General features: G+C 64.1%; 13 protein-coding genes and 1 pseudogene. 4 read left to right on the top strand and 10 right to left on the bottom strand.

Features of this window, described 5'->3' with window-relative positions; all coding sequences use genetic code 11:
• Positions 1-41: 41 nt before the first annotated feature.
• The 8 genes and pseudogenes from ACVWW3_RS04435 to ACVWW3_RS04400 all read right to left on the bottom strand — a co-directional run bounded on the left by ACVWW3_RS04435 (position 42) and on the right by ACVWW3_RS04400 (position 10495).
• The gene (locus tag ACVWW3_RS04435) at positions 42-944 is read right to left on the bottom strand and encodes an SMP-30/gluconolactonase/LRE family protein (RefSeq protein WP_456652066.1); all 903 of its coding nucleotides are present in this window, start codon (positions 942-944) and stop codon (positions 42-44) included.
• A gap of 270 nt (positions 945-1214) precedes the next feature.
• Complete coding sequence (locus ACVWW3_RS04430; protein ID WP_456650806.1) at positions 1215-3920, bottom strand: nitrate reductase; 2706 nt, start codon at positions 3918-3920, stop codon at positions 1215-1217.
• A gap of 1 nt (position 3921) precedes the next feature.
• Positions 3922-5139, bottom strand: coding sequence for an NAD(P)/FAD-dependent oxidoreductase (locus tag ACVWW3_RS04425; RefSeq protein ID WP_456650807.1), 1218 nt, complete (start codon positions 5137-5139; stop codon positions 3922-3924).
• A 10-nt stretch (positions 5140-5149) separates the two neighbouring features.
• Positions 5150-5578: a globin family protein gene (locus ACVWW3_RS04420; RefSeq protein WP_456650808.1), complete on the bottom strand. Its 429-nt coding sequence runs from the start codon at positions 5576-5578 to the stop codon at positions 5150-5152.
• A 119-nt stretch (positions 5579-5697) separates the two neighbouring features.
• Complete coding sequence (locus ACVWW3_RS04415; RefSeq protein WP_247342697.1) at positions 5698-7077, bottom strand: MFS transporter; 1380 nt, start codon at positions 7075-7077, stop codon at positions 5698-5700.
• Positions 7078-7415: 338 nt separating this feature from the next.
• Complete coding sequence (locus tag ACVWW3_RS04410; RefSeq protein ID WP_456650809.1) at positions 7416-8210, bottom strand: ABC transporter ATP-binding protein; 795 nt, start codon at positions 8208-8210, stop codon at positions 7416-7418.
• Between the two features lie 11 nt (positions 8211-8221).
• The gene (gene ntrB, locus ACVWW3_RS04405) at positions 8222-9118 is read right to left on the bottom strand and encodes a nitrate ABC transporter permease (RefSeq protein ID WP_247441312.1); all 897 of its coding nucleotides are present in this window, start codon (positions 9116-9118) and stop codon (positions 8222-8224) included.
• Positions 9119-9174: 56 nt separating this feature from the next.
• A pseudogene (locus ACVWW3_RS04400) lies at positions 9175-10495 on the bottom strand (CmpA/NrtA family ABC transporter substrate-binding protein).
• A 673-nt stretch (positions 10496-11168) separates the two neighbouring features.
• Here ACVWW3_RS04400 and ACVWW3_RS04395 point away from each other — a divergent pair.
• Both ACVWW3_RS04395 and ACVWW3_RS04390 read left to right on the top strand, forming a co-directional pair.
• A complete protein-coding gene (locus tag ACVWW3_RS04395; protein WP_247342686.1) occupies positions 11169-12008 on the top strand; it encodes a formate/nitrite transporter family protein in 840 nt (279 codons plus the stop codon).
• 60 nt (positions 12009-12068) lie between these two features.
• On the top strand, positions 12069-13805 hold the full coding sequence (locus ACVWW3_RS04390) for a protein kinase domain-containing protein (protein WP_456650811.1): 1737 nt from the start codon (positions 12069-12071) through the stop codon (positions 13803-13805).
• Positions 13806-13853: 48 nt separating this feature from the next.
• Here the strand turns inward: ACVWW3_RS04390 and ACVWW3_RS04385 are convergent, their stop codons facing one another.
• On the bottom strand, positions 13854-14723 hold the full coding sequence (locus ACVWW3_RS04385; protein WP_456650812.1) for an SDR family oxidoreductase: 870 nt from the start codon (positions 14721-14723) through the stop codon (positions 13854-13856).
• A 102-nt stretch (positions 14724-14825) separates the two neighbouring features.
• On the opposite strand from ACVWW3_RS04385, the gene ACVWW3_RS04380 reads away from it, so the two are divergent.
• On the top strand, positions 14826-15719 hold the full coding sequence (locus tag ACVWW3_RS04380) for a LysR family transcriptional regulator (RefSeq protein ID WP_456650813.1): 894 nt from the start codon (positions 14826-14828) through the stop codon (positions 15717-15719).
• Positions 15720-15751: 32 nt separating this feature from the next.
• Here the strand turns inward: ACVWW3_RS04380 and ACVWW3_RS04375 are convergent, their stop codons facing one another.
• Positions 15752-16669 (bottom strand): intradiol ring-cleavage dioxygenase, encoded by a 918-nt coding sequence (locus ACVWW3_RS04375; RefSeq protein WP_456650814.1) that lies wholly within the window; start codon positions 16667-16669, stop codon positions 15752-15754.
• Positions 16670-16842: 173 nt separating this feature from the next.
• Between ACVWW3_RS04375 and ACVWW3_RS04370 the strand changes: the two genes are divergently transcribed.
• Entirely contained in the window at positions 16843-18117 is a 1275-nt protein-coding gene (locus tag ACVWW3_RS04370) for a serine hydrolase domain-containing protein (protein WP_456650815.1), read from the top strand.
• The last annotated feature ends 20 nt before the right edge of the window (positions 18118-18137 follow it).

The raw sequence follows: 18137 nt of genomic DNA, 5'->3' as shown, positions 1-18137 counted from the left end.
GCTCCGATACCGCTCTTTCGCTCAGGCAACCGCCGTCATGCTCAAGAGTTCAATCCGCTGATATCAGCGACCAGCACGCTGCCGGTCCCGGACTCCGTGATATAGAGCCGATCTTTCTTTGCGCCACCGATTGCGACGTTGGTGCAATTCGGCCCCGCGCACGATTTGATCCGCGCGATCAATTCGCCGTTCGGCGCGAACACGAAGACATGGCCAAGCGAAGCGTGCCCGACGAACAGGCGGCCCTTGGCATCCATGGTCATGCCGTCGGGGCCGCTGGTGCCGAACAGCGAGCAGAAGCGGCCGACCTTGGACACGCTGCCGTCCTCCATGAACGGCAACCGCCACACCGCGTTGTCGCGCGTCATCGCGACGAACAGCACCGTTTCGGTCGGATCGAGCACCAGGCCATTCGGGCTGATGCCGGTATCGATCAGGCAATCGAGCCGGCCGCTTTGTGTCAGGCGATAGACGCGGCCGCTGGGGTCATGCAGGCCGGTCTGGCCCTGGTCGGTGAAATAGATGTCGCCGTTGGAGGCGAGATGCAGATCGTTGCAGCCGCGAAACGATTCCGAATTGCGTGCAGTCAGGACAGGCTTGATGCGGTCGGCCTTGGCCTCGAACTCCATGATGCCGTGCCTGTAGTCGGCGACCATGATGCGGCCGTCGGCCGCGATCTTCAATCCGTTCGGCCAGCCCTCATATTCGATCGCGACCGACCATTCGCCATCGGGCGCGATGCGGAAGATGCGGCCGAAGGGAATGTCGACGATGTAGAGATTGCCATCCTTGTCGAACGACGGTCCTTCGATGAAGGAGTCCGTCGGCACACCCGGCCGGTTGGCATCGGCCCAATCCGTCCGCTCGCCTTTGCGGCGGAACCTGTCGGGCATTGCGGAGAATAGCTTGGTTTCGATCAGGCGCGGCGGCGTTTCCAGGTACATCATTGTTATTTTTGTCGTTGTTGATGGGAGAGCGCGGCAACATAGGGCACAATCGAGGGCGCGTCGATTGGGCGGAGGGCATGGCGGCGTACCTAGCCATACCGCTCTCGTGTCCCGGACGCGCTGCAACGCCCCCTGCGTTGCTGCGCAGAGCCGGGACCCAGAAAGGCCCACACAAACCTCCGCGCGATGGGCCCCGGCTCTGCAGCGCATCACTTCGTGCTGCGCAGCGTCCGGGGCACGAGACCGTCTCTTGGTCTGGAGAGACCCCTACCCCGCCGCGCCCGCGAGCTTCACTGGCTTCGCCGGCGCGACCTCGGTCGTCGCGATCAGGCGCTTCAGCTCGGGGATGCAGGAGCCGCAATTGGTGCCGGCCTTGAGCTTTGCGCCGATCTCGGCGGCCGTGCGCGCGCCGGCAGCGATGCTGTCGCAGATGGTGCCGCGGCCGATGCCGAAGCAGGCGCAGACGACAGGGCCGGTCGAGGCGGCGCCTTCGCTGGACTTGCCCGATAGCAGCATGCGGCGCTGGTCGTCGGTGACGTGGTCGGCCACGAACAGGCTCTTCACCACCTCCCAGTCCCCGGCGTCATGCGCGGGGCCAACGAACAGGCAGGTTTCGATGCGGTCGCCCGCAAACGACGCCGCGCGATAGACGCCGCCGCCGAAGTCGCGATAGTCGGCGACGTCTTCGCCGGCGACGCTCTCGAGCCAGGCCGGCCAGCGCGACAGATCCGCATTGTCGGCGAAGAGATAGCCGAAGCCGCCGGTAACAGTGACGCGGGTCCACATCACGTTCGGCGGCAGATCGAGCTGCTTGCGCGACAACGCAAAGCCGCGGAAGACGTATTCATAGGGCGCGATCGCGGCCGGCGTTGCCTTCGATTCCGGCTGCCCCGAGAACGGATCGGTGAACGGTGCGACCAGCGCACCGACGCGACCGTGGGAGGCGTTCATCGCGCTCCAGTGGATCGGCGCGAACAGCGTGCCGCGCTGCTGCCGATCGCTGACGACGACCTTCAGGATGCACTGGCCGTAGTCCGTGGTGATGCGGGCATAGCCGTCGTGGACGATGCCGTATTTGCTGGCATCGTCAGGATGGATCTCGACGAACGGCTCCGGCAGATGCGCGCCGAGCCGCTGGCTGAGACCCGTACGCGTCATGGTGTGCCACTGATCGCGAATGCGTCCGGTGTTGAGTCGCAGCGGCCGCGACGGCCCGGTCTCGCCACGCAGCGCCGGCACCTCCGGCGCGACGAAGCGGCCCTTGCCGTCATTGGTGAAGAAGCCACCCTTGGCGAAGAAGCGTTCCCCGGGCGCCTCGCCTTCGCGCGCGGGCCACTGCACCGGCTTCAAGGCGCCAAAGGCCTCGTCCGACAGCGACGTCAGCGCGCCGATGTCGAAATCGCGGCTGCCGTCGTTCTCGAACGTCGAGAGCGCGGCGTGCTCGCGGAAGATATCGGCCGCCGATTTGTAGTTGAAGCTGTCGCCGAAGCCGAGTCGCCTTGCGGTCTCGCTCAGGATCCACCAGTCCGGTCGCGCCTCACCCGGGGCCGGCAGGAACGAGCGCTGGCGCGAGATGCGGCGCTCGGAATTGGTCACGGTGCCCGACTTCTCGCCCCAGGCGAGCGCCGGCAGCAGCACATGCGGGCCGGCATCGACCGTGTCGTTGGAGAGCACGTTCTCGGAAACCACGAACAATTCGAGCTTCTTCAGCGCCTCGCGCACGAAGTCCGCGTCGGGCAGCGACACCGCCGGGTTGGTGCCCATCACCCACAACGCCTTGACCTCGCCGCGGTTGATGGCCTCGAACAGCTGAACCGCCTTCAACCCCTCATGGGTGGCGATGCGCGGCGCCTTCCAGAACCGCCGCACGCGGTCGATATCCGGCGGCGTGAAGTTCATATGCGCGGCGAGCTGGTTGGCGAGGCCGCCGACCTCGCGGCCGCCCATCGCGTTGGGCTGGCCGGTGAGCGAGAACGGCGAAGTGCCGGGCTTGCCGATGCGTCCCGTGGCGAGATGGCAATTCAGGATCGCGTTGACCTTGTCGGTGCCCTGCGCCGACTGGTTGACACCCTGCGAATAGAGCGTGACGACCCGCTCGGTGTCGCGGAACATCTTGAAGAAGGCAGCCACGTCTTGCTCGGTGAGACCGGTGGCAAGCGCGGTCGCCGTGACACTGCCGGCGATGCTGCGCGCACGCGCCAGTGCGTCGTCAAAGCCCGACGTGTTTTGCGCGATGTAGTCCTGATCGAGCGCACCATTATCGGCGAGATGAACGAACAGTCCGGAGAACAGCGCCGTGTCGGTGCCGGGCTTGAGGCCGAGAAACAGATCGACGTCGGTCGCGGTATCGGTGCGGCGCGGATCGATCACGATCATGCGGGCGCCGCGCTCCTGCCTGTTCTTCAGCATGCGCTGGAACAGCACCGGATGGCACCAGGCGGCATTCGAACCGACCAACACCAGCAGATCGGCCTGATCGAGATCCTCGTAGCAGCCGGGCACGGTGTCGGCACCGAAGGCGCGGCGGTGACCGGCGACCGAGGACGACATGCAGAGCCGCGAATTGGTATCGACATTGGCGGTGCCGACAAAGCCCTTCATCAGCTTGTTGGCGACGTAATAGTCCTCGGTCAGCAGCTGGCCGGAGAGATAGAACGCGACCGCGTCGGCGCCGTCGCGCGCGACGATGTGCTGCATGCGGTGGGCGACGTGGTCGAGCGCATCGCTCCAGGCGACGCGTTCCAGCGCGCCCTTGCAGCGGATCATCGGATAGAGCAGCCGGCTTTCCAGCCCGACGGTCTCGCCGAGTGCCGAGCCCTTGGAGCACAGCCGGCCGAAATTGGCGGGGTGGTCAGGATCGCCCGCGATCGCTGCGCCGCCCCCGCCGTCTGGCGTCGCCAGCACGCCGCAGCCGACGCCGCAATAGGGGCAGGTCGTCTTGGTGGCGCGGAGCGTGGGATCGATCGCCGTCATCTCAGGCTGCTTTCGAGGGACGCGCGAGCGGCCGGCCGAACATCATATCCGTGCGGATCGCCGCCACCTTTTCGCTGTTGCGGATCAGTTCGAGATACCAGAGCGCATCGACGGTATCGCCGATCAGCACGGCGCCGGTGAGCCGGCCGTCGGCGATGACGAGCTTCTTGTAGGTGCCGCGCCTGCGATCGGTGAGCACGAGGCTCTCGCTGCCCTCCCCGCCCATGAAGTCGCCGGCTGAGAACACGCTGACGCCTGAAACCTTCAGATTGGTCGAGACCACGCTGCCCTGATAGGCCGCAGACCGGCCGGCGAGATGTCGCGCCAGCACGCGCGCCTGCTCGTAGGCAGGCTCGACGAGGCCGTAACAGGTGCCGCGATGCTCGGCGCATTCGCCGAGCGCGTAGATTTCGGGTGACGCCGTCTGCATCTCGTCGTTGACGACGATGCCGCGGTTGACGGCGATGCCGGCGTCCTTGGCGAGCGCAGTATTGGGCCTGATGCCGGCGGCGAAGATCACGGCATCGGCCTCGATGCGGCTGCCGTCGGCAAGCTCGACCCCTTCGACCTGGCTCTCGCCATGGATGCGGACCGTGGAGGCATTGAGCAGGATGCGAATGCCCTTGCGCTCGACCAGCGTCTTGAGCAGGTCCGCAGCGGGCGCATCGAGCTGGCGCTCCATCAGCCGGTCCATCAGATGCAGCAGCGTCACAGGCGCTCCGGCCTTGGCGAGGCCGTAGGCCGCTTCGAGTCCGAGCAGACCGCCGCCGACCACGACGACGCGCTTCCTGGCGGCAGCGAGCGTCAGCAGCAGGTCGACGTCGCGGGTGTCGCGGAAGGTGTGCACGCCCGCGAGATCGGCGCCCGGCACGTTGAGCCGCAGCGGCGTCGAGCCGATGGCAAGCACGAGCTTGGAATATTCCATGCTCTCTTCGCCTTCGATCTTGAGCTCGCGTCGGCCGGTGTCGATCTCGGTGACGCGATAGCCGTAACGCACCGTGACGCCGCGATTGCGCCACCAATCGGCCGGCCGGAGCTCGATCTCGTGTGAGCCGGTCTCGCCCGCCAGCACGGAGGAAAGCAGAACGCGGTTGTAGGCGAGCCGTGGTTCATCGCCGATAACGGCAACCGCGTAGCGGCCGAGTGCGGTCTTGGCGAGCTCGTCGACCAGACGCGCGGCCGCCATACCGTTACCGACGATGACGAGTGGCTCACTCACAAGGCGTCTCCTATTCGGCGGCCTGCGCCTGGGCGCCATAGGCCTCGGAAATCATGTAGCCGGACAGCACGCCATAGGCGTCGGTCCAGGCGCTGGCGAGTTCGGGCGTCCAGGCTTCGCCGAGCCCCTTCTCCAGGGTCCACAGCAAGGTCGCGCCGACTACGGGATAGTGCTCGGCCTGGGCGCCGTAAGCGACGTGCCGCTTCGCCAGCGCCGAGGCCGCGGGAAGAATCGAGTCCAGGTTCGACAAGCCGCCGACGACGGCGGCGAGCATGCCCATCAGCTTCTTGCGCTGCTCGGTCATGTCCTCGGGAAACATTGCGCGCACGGATGGCGCCACCTCGAACAGGCGATCGTAGAACAGCACCGCGGCCTGCGCGGAAATCGGCGCGACTTTGGCAAAGCTCTGCTGGACGAGGGCGATCTGTTCTGGCGTCATGATGTTCTCCTGCCTGTTGGGTTTGCCTTGGTGCGCGCCGTTGCGAACCAGGTTCATGATCAAACTGTCGGGCAATGCTTCTCCCCGCGTACGGAGAGAAGCGAAATTCGTACCAAGTGTTACACGCGCGCCCCGGCAAGGCTTGACACGCCTTCACCCTGCGGGCTGCGACGCAGATAGAACCACCAGGTCAGCGCGAGGCAGGAGGCGTAGAAACCGAGATAGATCGCGAGCGCGAGCTGCGGTCCTCCCGTCAGCGCGATCGACTTGCCGAAGCCGGTCGGGATCAGATAGCCGCCGACGGCGCCGACCGCGCCGATGAAGCCGACCGCCGCACCGCTCTCGATGCTCGCCGTCTTCAAGGCGACCGCGCGCTCCGCATCGCCCTTGCCGCGCACCCTGAACAGATTCTGCTCGCGGAAGATCGAGGGGATCATGCGGTAGGTCGAACCGTTGCCGATGCCCGTCGTCACGAACAGGACCAGGAACATCGACAGGAAGCCGATAAAGTCCTTCTGCCCGACGAAGTAGAGCACGCCGACCGTGGCGCCTGCCATCACGATGAAATTCCAGAACGTGATGACCGACCCACCGATCTTGTCGGCAAGCCAGCCGCCGAGCGGCCGCGACAGCGAGCCGACCAGCGGCCCCAGGAATGCGATCGCAATCGTGACTTGCGGAAATTGCGTCTTGATCAGCAGCGGAAACGCAGCCGAGTAACCGATGAAGGAGCCGAACGTGCCGATATAGAGATACGCCATGATCCAGGTGTGCTTGCGCTTGACCACCGCGAGCTGGTTCCTGATCGACGACTTGGCCGTGGTCAGGTTGTTCATGAAGAACACCGCACCGAACACCGCGATCGCGATCGGCAGCACCCACATCAGGCCGGCGTTTTGCAGGAAGACACCGTCGACGGGTGTTGCCTGGAACAGGTTGATGACGGCGAGCGTCATCAGGATCGGGGTCAACAGCTGCACGCTGGAGACGCCAATATTGCCGCCGGCCGCATTCAGGCCCAGCGCCCATCCCTTCATCCGGTCGGGAAAGAAGAAGGAGATGTTGGTCATGCTGGACGCGAAATTGCCGCCGCCGAGGCCGGCGGTCGAGGCAATCAGCAGCATCAGCCAGAACGGCGTGTCGGGCTGGCTCACAAAGTAGGCGAGCGAGAGCGTCGGAATGAACAGGATCGCGGCACTGAAGATGGTCCAGTTGCGGCCGCCGAAGGTCGTCACCGCGAAGGTGTAGGGAAAGCGCATCAACGCGCCGATCAGCCCGGGCACTGCGACGAGCTGGAACAGCTGGTCGGTGGTGTAGTGGAAGCCCGCCTGCGGCAGCTTGGTGGTGACGATGCTCCAGATCAGCCAGACCGAGAAGCCGATATGCTCGGCCACGATCGACCAGACCAGGTTGCGTCGCGCGATAGTCTTGCCAGTCGCATTCCAGAACGCCTCATCTTCGGGGCGCCATTCGGAAATCCACGTCGGATCCTTCGTCATTACATTATCCCTTCCAGGCTCACCGCTGCGTCGTTGCAGGCTCTGCCCCCGGCCACGGAGGCGCGCTCCGAGGCTTCACCCCGGTGGCGAGTTGCGATGCTGATTGATGATGTTGAGGGACGGCGTCGTTGGCGTCGCGGTTGGTGTTTCAATTTCCGTGCCAACTGCGCGCATTCCGGAAACGCAGGAAATTCAGAAGCTTGTTCGTATTGCTTCAAATTTTTGCATGACTATTTCGCACGCAAATTTTGCGATTCGCTCAATCCCTGTGCGGCGCACAAGGATTGAGCTTGATGATTCAAAGTTAGGCGCTGCGTTAGCACCTGTTGGTGACGCGTTTACGCGGCTTCGACGAAGCGATGACGCTCATAGAGGAATTCGAGCACGCGCTGCCGGGACTTCAGATAAGCGGCGTTGGTCGCGAGCTCGAGCCGCTTGCGTGGACGCGCCAGCGGCACCTCCAGCACCTCGCCGATGCGCGCGCTCGGCCCGTTCGTCATCATGACGATGCGGTCGGACAACAGCACGGCCTCGTCGACGTCGTGGGTGATCATCAAGATGGTGTTGCCGAGCTTCTGATGCAGCGCCATCACGGAGTCCTGCAAATGCGCGCGGGTCAGCGCGTCGAGCGCGCCGAACGGCTCGTCGAGCAGCAGCACCTTGGGCTCCATCGCAAGCGCGCGGGCAATGCCGACGCGCTGCTTCATGCCGCCGGAGATTTCCGAGGGCCGCTTGTCCTTGGCGTGGGCCATCTGCACGAGGTTGAGATTGTGCATGACCCATGCGTCGCGTTCGGCGCGCTTCTTGGTCTTGGCGAAGACCTTGTCGACGCCGAGCCTGACGTTCTCGTACACCGTCAGCCACGGCAGCAGGCTGTGGTTCTGGAACACCACTGCGCGATCCGGACCCGGCGAGTTCACCTCGCGGTTCTCCAGCAGTACGCCGCCGGTGGTGGCGGTGGTCAATCCTGCGATGATGTTGAGCAGGGTCGACTTGCCGCAACCGGAATGGCCGATGATCGAGACGTATTCGCCCTTCTCGATCGTCAGGTTGATTTCCTTCAACACCTCGGTCGTGGCCGCGCCGCGGGTGAAGACCTTGTCGATGTGGTCGAGCTTCAAATAGGTGGTCATGTGCTTTCCCTTCAGTTCGGCGCGGTGCCGCGGGTGACGATCTTGCCGACGCCCGCGATCAGACGGTCGAGCACGAAGCCGATGATGCCGACATAGAACAGCGCCAGGATGATCTCGCTGATATGCGAGGAATTCCACGCGTCCCAGATGAAGAAGCCGATGCCGACGCCGCCGATCAGCATTTCCGCGGCCACGATCGCGAGCCAGGACAAGCCGATGCCGATGCGAAGCCCCGTGAAGATGTAGGGCGCGGCGGCCGGGATCATGATCTTGGCGAAGAACTCGAGCGGATTGAGCTGCACCACCGCGGCGACGTTGCGGTAGTCCTGCGGGATGTTGCGGACGCCGACCGCGGTGTTGATGATGATCGGCCAGATCGAGGTGATGAAAATGACGAAGATCGCGGAGGGCTGGCCGTCGCGGAACGCCGCGAGCGACAGCGGCAACCAGGCCAGCGGCGGAATCGTGCGCAAGACCTGAAACAACGGATCGAGCCCGCGCATGGCCCAGACCGACTGGCCGACCAGGACGCCGAGCGCAATGCCGGCGATGGCGGAGAGCGAATAGCCGAGCGCGACGCGCTGGAGACTGGCGGAGAGATGCCAGAACAGACCCTTGTCGATGCCGCCGTGGTCGAAGAACGGATCGAGGATCAGTTCCTTGGTGTCCTTGAAGACTTTCGACGGCGGCGGCAGCGCCGAGCCGGCGCGGCGGCAGACCAGCTCCCACACCAGCATCAGCAGTGCGACCACGACGAGCGGCGGGATCACACGCACGGCGGTCTCCCGCGCCATCCGCGCGTAGGTCTCGCCGCGCGGCGGCCGCTTCGGTGTCATCGCGACGACCGGCGCGGCGGTACCCGTCGGGGTCGCGGTCTCAATGTCCATCTTCGTGGCAGGCATGTTCATCGCTATCTCTCCGGCTCAAGGACGATGCGGCCGCCTCACGGCAGCCGCAGGCTCCATCAGACTTCGACGCGCTTGATCGCGAGCGACTTCAGATAGGCGGCCGGATTTTCGGGGTCGAACACCTTGCCGTCGAAGAAGGTTTCCTTGCCGCGCGAGGTGGAGGCCGGGACATCGGCAGTAGCGACGCCCAGCGTCTTGGCCGCATCGCGCCACATGTCCTCGCGGTTGACTTTGGCAATGAGCGCCTTGGTGTCGAAATTCGCCTCGTACTTGCCCCAGCGGATGTCTTCGGTGAGGAACCAGAGATCATGGCTCTGGAACGGATAGGAGGCCTGGTCCTTCCAGAAGCGCATCTGCTGCGGCGAATTGTCGACGATGCGACCGGTGCCGTAGTCGAACTTGCCTTTCATGCGATCGGTGATGTCCTCAACCGGGCAGTTGATCCACTGGCGCTTGGCGCAGATCACAGCGGCTTCCTCTCGGTTCTCAACCTTCTCCGACCATTGCTGGGCTTCCATCACGGCCATCAGCAGCGCCTTCGCCGCCTTCGGGTATTTGTCGACCCAGGCCGCGCGCATGCCGAACGACTTTTCGGGATGCTTGTCCCATAGCTCGCCGGTGGTGATCGCGGTGTAGCCGATCTCCTGGTGGATGAGCTGGAGGTTCCAGGGCTCACAGACGCAGAAGCAGTCCATGGTGCCGACCTTCATATTGGCCACCATCTGAGGCGGCGGCACCACGATGGTCTCGATGTCCTTGTCGGGATCGATCCCGCCGGCAGCGAGCCAGTAGCGGATCCAGAGATCATGGGTGCCGCCGAGGAAAGGTCATCGCGGCCTTCACGGACTTTCCCGAGGTCTTCTTCTTCTCCAGCGCGGTCTTGAAGGGCGCGGTATCGATGCCGACCTTGAGGTCCGCATATTCCTTGGCGACCGAGATGCACTGACCGTTCAGGTTCAGGCGCGCCAGAATGTACATCGGCGTGGGCTGGTTGTTCTGCGTCACCTTGCCGGCCGAGATCAGATACGGCATCGGGGTCAAGATGTGCGCGCCGTCGATGCCATTGCCTTCGGAGCCGAGCACGAGATTGTCACGCGTGGTGCCCCAGGAGGCCTGCTTTTGGACCTCGACATCGGGCATGCCGTATTTGGCGAAGATGCCCTTCTCCTTCGCGACGAACAGCGGGGTCGCGTCGGTGAGGGCGATGAAGCCGAGCTTGGCGCCCCTGACCTCGGGGCCGGCGTCCTGCGCGAAAGCGCCGGCGGGGAAATTCAGCTTGGCAGCGGCGAGGAGTGCGGCGGTCGAGCCGGCAGCCTTCATCAATTGACGGCGGTTCAGGCCGATCGTTTCCGAGGGCCGGCGGGTGCGCTTGGTCATTGGCGGTGTCGTCCTTTGCGTCGTTGCAGAATGATTGCGTCAGTGCACGCGAGCAGCCCGTCCATCCGTGACCCCAAAAAAGGCCCATGCGAACGCGCGACGGGGGAAACCCCCGTCTGGTGGCGTCACAAATCGGATGAGAAGTCTCGCGGGACGGCTTCAATGGCGTCGGCTGGGAACTATTCAAGCTTCGTGCCAAGCCCAAAACAGCGAAAAGCGACGCCAGTTCATAATGTTATGGGCGCTGCGCCAGTCTGTCGCAGGCTTAGTCCGCACGTGAAATTTGCGACCTGCTCAATCCTTGTGCGGCGCACAAATACTATGCAGCGGCTCAAGCATAAGGCCATGGAGTGCATCGAAATCTGAACCTTGGCAATGGTATCTAATTGATATCGCTAACTCTTTTCAAGCTGCAGGCCCCGGCACGCAATTTGCTTCTTCCATCATGTCAACGAAGACTGCGGCTTTGCCGCATGGTTGCAGCCTCTGGCGGCCGCAACGAGGAAGTTCAACTGCTTCGCGGCCCTTCCCGGCTCGGTCGTCGTGACGCGATTCCCAAGGCTTCCGAAACCATTCCAAGCCCTCGTGCGCGGCAGGCAGCCCGCACGGCCAATGACGTTCAATCGCTCTCGCAGGAGGGCGTGATCTCTCTTACAAAGCAAAGGAACCATTGATGTCGTATCTCGCGCCTTCGGAATTCGTCACCAAGATGGTGGATGCGGGCGAGTCCAAGATCTTCATGTCCACCCGGGATACCATCATCCGCGCTTATATGGCCGGCGCCATCCTCACGCTCGGCGCATGGTTCGCCATCACGATCAACGTCAACACCGGCCAGCCGCTGGTCGGCGCGATGCTGTTTCCGGTCGGCTTCATCATGCTGTACCTGCTCGGCTTCGATCTGCTCACCGGCGTGTTCGTGCTCTCACCGCTCGCCCTGATCGACAAGCGTCCCGGCGTCACGCTTGGCGGCGTGCTGCGCAACTGGGGCCTCGTCTTCGTCGGCAACTTCGGCGGCGCCCTCACCGTCGCCTTCATGATGGCCTTCGTGACGACGTTCGGTTTCACGCAAGAGCCCGACAAGGTCGGCGCGGCCATCGGAAATATCGGCGAAGGCCGAACGCTCGGCTACGCCGCGCATGGTGCCGCCGGCATGGCGACCCTGTTCATGCGCGGCATGCTCTGCAACTGGATGGTCTCGACCGGCGTCGTCGGCGCCATGATCTCGACCTCGGTCCCCGGCAAGGTCATCGCGATGTGGATGCCCATCATGCTGTTCTTCTACATGGTGTTCGAGCATTCCGTCGTGAACATGTTCCTGTTTCCTTCGGGCCTGATGCTGCACGCGAAGTTCTCGATCATGGACTATCTGATCTGGAACGAGATCCCGACCGTGCTCGGCAATCTCGTCGGCGGCCTCGCCTTCACCGGCATGACCCTCTACACCACGCACGTCATGACCAAACCGAAGCGGCAGGCCGGCAAGGCCGCGCCGACCCGCGTTGCGGCCTGATCGAAAACGTCTCGACAGGGGAGCCTCGTCCGACCAGGGTGAGGCTCCCCTTTGCCGGTGATGACAATGACCCGCGGACTTCAGATCTCGGTCGGCCAGCATTCCGACAAGGGTCGCAAGCCCATCAACCAGGATTTTCACGGCGTCCTCGTTCCGGACGAGCCGATGCTCAGCCTGAAGGGCATTGCGGCCGTCCTCGCCGACGGCATCTCCAGCAGCACGGTGAGCCAGATCGCCAGCGAGTCGGCGGTCAAGAGCTTCCTGATGGACTATTACTGCACGTCGGAATCCTGGACGGTGAAGACCTCCGCCCGCCGCGTGCTGGATGCCACCAATTCCTGGCTGCACGCGCAGACGCGCAAGAGCCAATATGCCTATGACCGCGACAAGGGCTATGTCTGCACCCTGAGCGCCATGGTCATCAAGGCGACCACCGCTCACATCTTCCACGTTGGCGACTGTCGCGTCTATCGCGTCGCCGGCAAGGCGCTCGAGCAGCTGACCGACGATCACCGGATCATCGTGTCGTCGGAGCAAACCTATCTCGGCCGCGCGCTCGGCATCAATCCGCAGCTCGAGATCGACTACCAGAGTTTCGAAATCGAGACTGGCGACACTTTCCTGCTGGCGACCGACGGCGCCTATGAATTCGTCGACGCGCGTTTCATCACGAGCGCGCTCAGCGAGCATGCAGCCGGGCTCGACGAGGCGGCGAAAGCGATCGTCGAGGAAGCCTACCGGCGCGGCAGCGACGACAACATCACGGTCCAGATCCTCCGCATCGATGCGGTGCCGCACCGCGAGCCAGCCGGCATCTTCAACCAGACCTCCCAACTGCCGCTTCCCCCGCTGCCGGAGCCACGGGCAATCTTCGACGGCTACAGGATCGTCCGCGAAATCCACGGCAGCAGCCGCAGTCACATCTACCTTGCCGTCGACGCAGTAACCGAAGAGCCGGTCGCGCTGAAGCTTCCGTCGATCGATTTGCGCGACAATGCCGCCTATTTGAAGCGCTTCCTGATGGAGGAGTGGATCGCGCGCCGGATCGACAGCCCGCACGTGCTGAAGCCGCTGTCGCAGTCGAAACGGCGCAGCTATCTGTACGTTGCCACCGAATTCGTCGAAGGTCAGACCTTGCGGCAATGGATGACGGACAATCCACGCCCCGATCTCGAAACCGTCCGCGGACTGGTCGAGCAAATCGCCGCGGGCCTGCGCGCCTTCCACCGCATGGAAATGCTGCATCAGGACCTCAGGCCCGACAACATCCTGATCGACAAGACCGGGACCGCGAAGATCATCGACTTTGGATCAGTCAGGGTGGCAGGCGTCGCGGAGGCCGCGCCGCAGGACGAGGCCGACGAAATTCTGGGAACGGTCCAGTACACGGCGCCGGAATATTTTCTTGGGCAAGGCGGCTCGCCGCGCTCCGACATGTTTTCGCTGGCCGTGATCTGCTACCAGATGCTGACGGGAAAGCTTCCCTATGGCACCCAAATCGCCAGTATCCGGCGCAAGGCGGACGTGCGGAGGCTCAAATATCGCCCGGCCAACGACGACAGCAACGTGCCTGCTTGGGTCGACGGCGCGCTCAGACGTGCGCTCCATCCGGATCCCTACAAGCGGCACGAGGATCTGTCCGAATTCGTCTTCGAGCTTCGCTCGCCCAATCCGGCCTATCTCGACACGCGGATCACGCCCTTGCTGGAGCGCAGCCCGCTGATGTTCTGGAAATTGACCACGGCGGCGCTCGCCTGCGTCGTCGTGGTCCTGCTTGCGATGTTGCACGCGCGCTGATCAAGGGTGTAGCCACGCACGTTGTCGCGATGAGACGCGCCCGTGCCGTCAGGCAAAGGCCGCGATCTCGGAGACAAGGTCGCGATAGGAGCGCAGGGGACGCCCCAACAGCGCGGTCAGCCGCTCGACGTCGCCAGCCTCTGGGACCATTCCCTCGGTGAGGAAACGCTCGCTCATCAGCCGCATGTCGTAGGCCATCCAGCTCGGCATGAACTGCCGGAGATTCTTCTCGAAGCCGGCGGTATCGTCACCGGGATAGGCGATCGTGCGACCCAGCACCTCCGACCAGACGGCGGCGGCTTTCGCGCCGGTCAGCGTTTCGGGACCGACCAGATTGATGCGGTCGAGCGCAAGCGGCGCTGCGGCTCGCTCACGACGGATGAGCTCAACGGCCGCGATCTCGCCGATGTCGCGCGCATCGATCATGGCGAGCCCCCTGCTCCCGATCGGCATCGGATAGATGCCGTATCCGGTCACCACGTCCTTGATCGTGAGATCGTTGTTCATGAAGTAAGCGGGGCGCAGGATGGTGGCGTTGAAGCCCATCTGCTCGATCATCCGCTCGACGCCGAACTTGCCGGCAAAGTGCGGGACGTTCACGTAGCGATCGCTGTGGATCACCGAGAGGTAGACCACGCGCTCGACGCCGGCCTCGCGGGCCACGTTGAGTGCGATCAGCGCCTGCGTGAATTCATCGGCGACCACAGCGTTGAGCAAGAACAGGGTCGAGACGCCATTGAACGCGCTGCGCAGCGAGTCGACGTCGAGCAGGTCGCCCTGCACGACTGTGACGCCCGCCGGCAAGTTTGCCTTTGCGGGATCGCGAGCGAGCGCGCGGACATCGGCGCCGCGCTTGACGAGCTGTTCGACGACATTGCGGCCGATGGTGCCGGTTGCGCCGGTAACGAGGATGGTCATGGGGATCACTCCGGGTTGGGTCAGAAGACACAGGGGAAATTAGTGATCCACATTCAAACCGATATACGATATATCTAGACAGACCGTCTCACTGGTGGAACGATGGACCTGCTCGCACTCGCCGATTTCAATCTCGTCGCCCGGCACGGCGGGTTCGGACGCGCCGCACGGGCCGCCGGGCGCCCGAAAGCCACCCTCTCCCGCCGGGTCGCGGAGCTGGAAGCCGCGCTCGGCCTGCGCCTGTTCGAGCGCGGCGCGCGCGCCGTGAAACTCACCCAGGAAGGACGCGCCCTTTACGAGCGGACGGGGGCATTGCTCACCGAGCTAGACGAGACGGCGGCAGCGATCGCTTCGGGCGGGGACAGCCCGCGAGGCAGGATGCGGATCAGCGCGCCTTTGCTGTTCTCGCAAACTGCAATGGGAAACCTCGCGGCCGGGTTCGCGCTCAGATACCCGGAGGTCCGTCTCGAGGTCACGACGGAAGATCGCTCCGTCGACATGGTGGAGGAAGGGTATGACCTCGTCATTCGGGTCAATCCCGATCCAGATGACAGCCTTGTCGGACGAATCTTTCTGCGCGATCGGCTGGTGGTCGTGGCGAGCCCGGACCTGAAACGACCGAGGGACGGCATCGCTGTGCCGGCTGTCATGCGCGGACCGGGCGACCAGCTGACAACCTGGGAAGTGACGGTGCCAAGCGGAAGATCGCGCATCGCGGTTGATCCAGTCCTTCGGCTGTCATCGCTCGTCATGGTCCGCGATGCAGTCCGGGCGGGCGTCGGCGCCGCACGCCTTCCGGTGTCACTGGTCAGTCACGATCTGGCTGGCGGCACGCTGGTGCATTGGGGCGACATCGACGGACCAGAGATCGCGTTGTGGACGCTCTATCCATCGCGTCGGCTCCTAAGCGCGCGCGTATCCGCCTTCCTCGACTTTATGAAGGAAGCCTTCCCCATGGGGACGCCTGACGAGCTGGCGGCCTTTATCGGGAGATGAGGGGGCGGGCGCGCGCGGCTCGCGCCTGACCGTCAGGCCGGCTCCTCCGCCTTCGTCCCCAGCGGCTTCGGCGCCATGCCGCCGCCCGGCTTGAGGTGGAATTCGTAGCTCATCAAGTGCCACTGCCCGCTTGCCTTGGTGCCGTCGGGCATCGCCGGATCGTTGCGCGGCTCGACTTTGGCGACGAGATCGTCCTTGACCCCGAACACCACGTCGGAATCCAGATATTTGTCGCCGTCCATGAAGACATGGGTGATCAGCGGCTCGTAGCCTTTCGCATTGACCAGGAAGTGCACGTGCGCGGGCCGCATCGGATGACGCTTGGTCTGCACGATCATCTCGCCGACCGGGCCATCGGTCGGGATCGGGTAGCTGCACGGCAAGATGGTGCGGAAGAAGAAGCGGCCGTCGCCATCCGTGATGAAGCGGGCCCGCGCGGAGGCGCCGACCTCGTCATAGTTCGGCTTCTGTGAGTCGTAGAAGCCGTCATCATCGGCATGCCAGACGTCGACGGGGACATTCGCGAGCGGCTTGCCATTGAGATCGGTGACGCGGCTCTGCACGAACATCCGTTCGCCGGTTTGATTGTTCGGAGAGATGTCGGTGCCGTGCGCCGTCACCTTGTGCTCGCCGACATAGAACGGCCCGAGCACTGTGGTCTGGGTGGCGCCCTCGCGCTCGCGGTGGTTGACTGCGTCGACCAGCATGGAGACGCCGAGCACGTCGGACAGGAGGATGAATTCCTGGCGGGTATCCGTGCATTTCTGGCCGGTGCGGGTCAGGAAATCGATGGCGTATTCCCATTCCTCGAAGGTGAGGCCGGTCTTGCTCACGTAATCGTGCAGCGACTTCACCAGTTCCTGGAGCAGGAATTTCGCGCGCGGGTCGGGTGTCTGGTCAAAGCTCCGGACGACGGCTTCGGTGAGTTCAGTCTCGTTGAACTGGGTCATGGTGCGTTTGCCTGCGATTTTCTCGTGGGCCCATGGGGATCTTTGCGGCTCCCTGGAGGCGTTGCAAGGTCGAGACTACACCAGTCGGCCGGGCGGCGTTAGGTGCAACGCGCTTGGAATGGGGCTGCCATTTCGGCTATCAACCTTCCGAGAAAAGCTGCCCGGAGGAACTGATGCTCGCCCCTACCCCCGCCTCGCCCGAATCCGTCGGTATGTCCAAGGTCGCGCTCGACCGCGTCGATGCGCATCTGAAGAGCCGCTACATCGATGCCGGCCGCTTCCCGGGCACCCATCTCCTGGTCTATCGGCGCGGCAAGGTTGCGCATAGTTCGGTTCAGGGTTTTGCCGACGTCGAGCGCAAGCTGCCGGTCAAGGACGACACCATCTACCGCATCTATTCCATGACCAAGCCGCTCACCAGCGTCGCCTTCATGATGCTGGTTGAGCAGGGCCTCGTTGCGATCGACGAGCCCGTCGCCAAGTACATTCCGGAGTGGAAGGATCTCGGCGTGTTCGTCGCCGGCAACGCGCCCGCCTTCCTGACCCGGCCGCCGTCGCGGCCGATGCTGATCGTCGACCTCCTGCGCCACACCGCCGGCCTCACCTACGGCTTCCAGCAGCGCTCCAACGTGGACGCCGCCTACCGCACTGAAAAGATCGGCGAGGTCGAGAAATCAGGCACGCTCCAGACCATGATCGAGAGCCTCGCTAAAATCCCGCTGGAGTTCTCGCCGGGCGAGGCCTGGAACTACTCGGTCGCGACCGACGTGCTCGGCTACCTCGTCGGCAAGATCTCCGGGATTCCCTTCGAGCAGTTCCTGAAACAACGCATCCTCGATCCACTCGGCATGACCGACACTGATTTCCACGTGCCGGCTTCCAAGGCCCACCGGTTCGCCGCCTGTTACTCGGCCGACCCGGGTGGCGGCATGACCTTTCATGCCGGTCAGCGGCGCGAGGGCCTGACGCTCCAGGACGATCCGGCGACGAGCTCGTTCCTCGTCCCGCCCTCCTTCATCTCCGGCGGCGGCGGCCTCTGCTCGACAGTTGCCGACTATCTCACCTTCTGCTGCGCGCTGCTCAATGGCGGCGAGCTCGGCGGCGTCAGGCTGATCGGGCCGAAGACGCTGGCGTTGATGACGAGCAATCACATTCCGGGCGGCCGTTCGCTGCCCGAAGTGTCGCGCTCCCTGTTCTCCGAAGCTGCCTATAACGGCATCGGCTTCGGCCTCGGCTTCGCCGTGACCATGCGGCCGGCCGAGACGCTGATCGCCGGCAGCCCCGGCGAGTACAATTGGGGCGGCGCGGCCACCACCTCGTTCTGGATCGACCCGTCCGAGGAGCTGATTGCGATCTTCATGACGCAAGTGCTGCCGTCGAGCGCCTATCCGCTCCGGCGCGAGCTGCGCAGCATGGTCTACGCCGCGATCACCGAGAGCAATCTCTAGGCCAACAGGGATCACGCCCC

It is taken from the genome of Bradyrhizobium sp. LM2.9 (assembly GCF_054056555.1).
The sequence above is the reverse complement of the archived record's forward strand: the minus strand, read 5'-3'. Positions and strand labels throughout refer to the sequence as shown.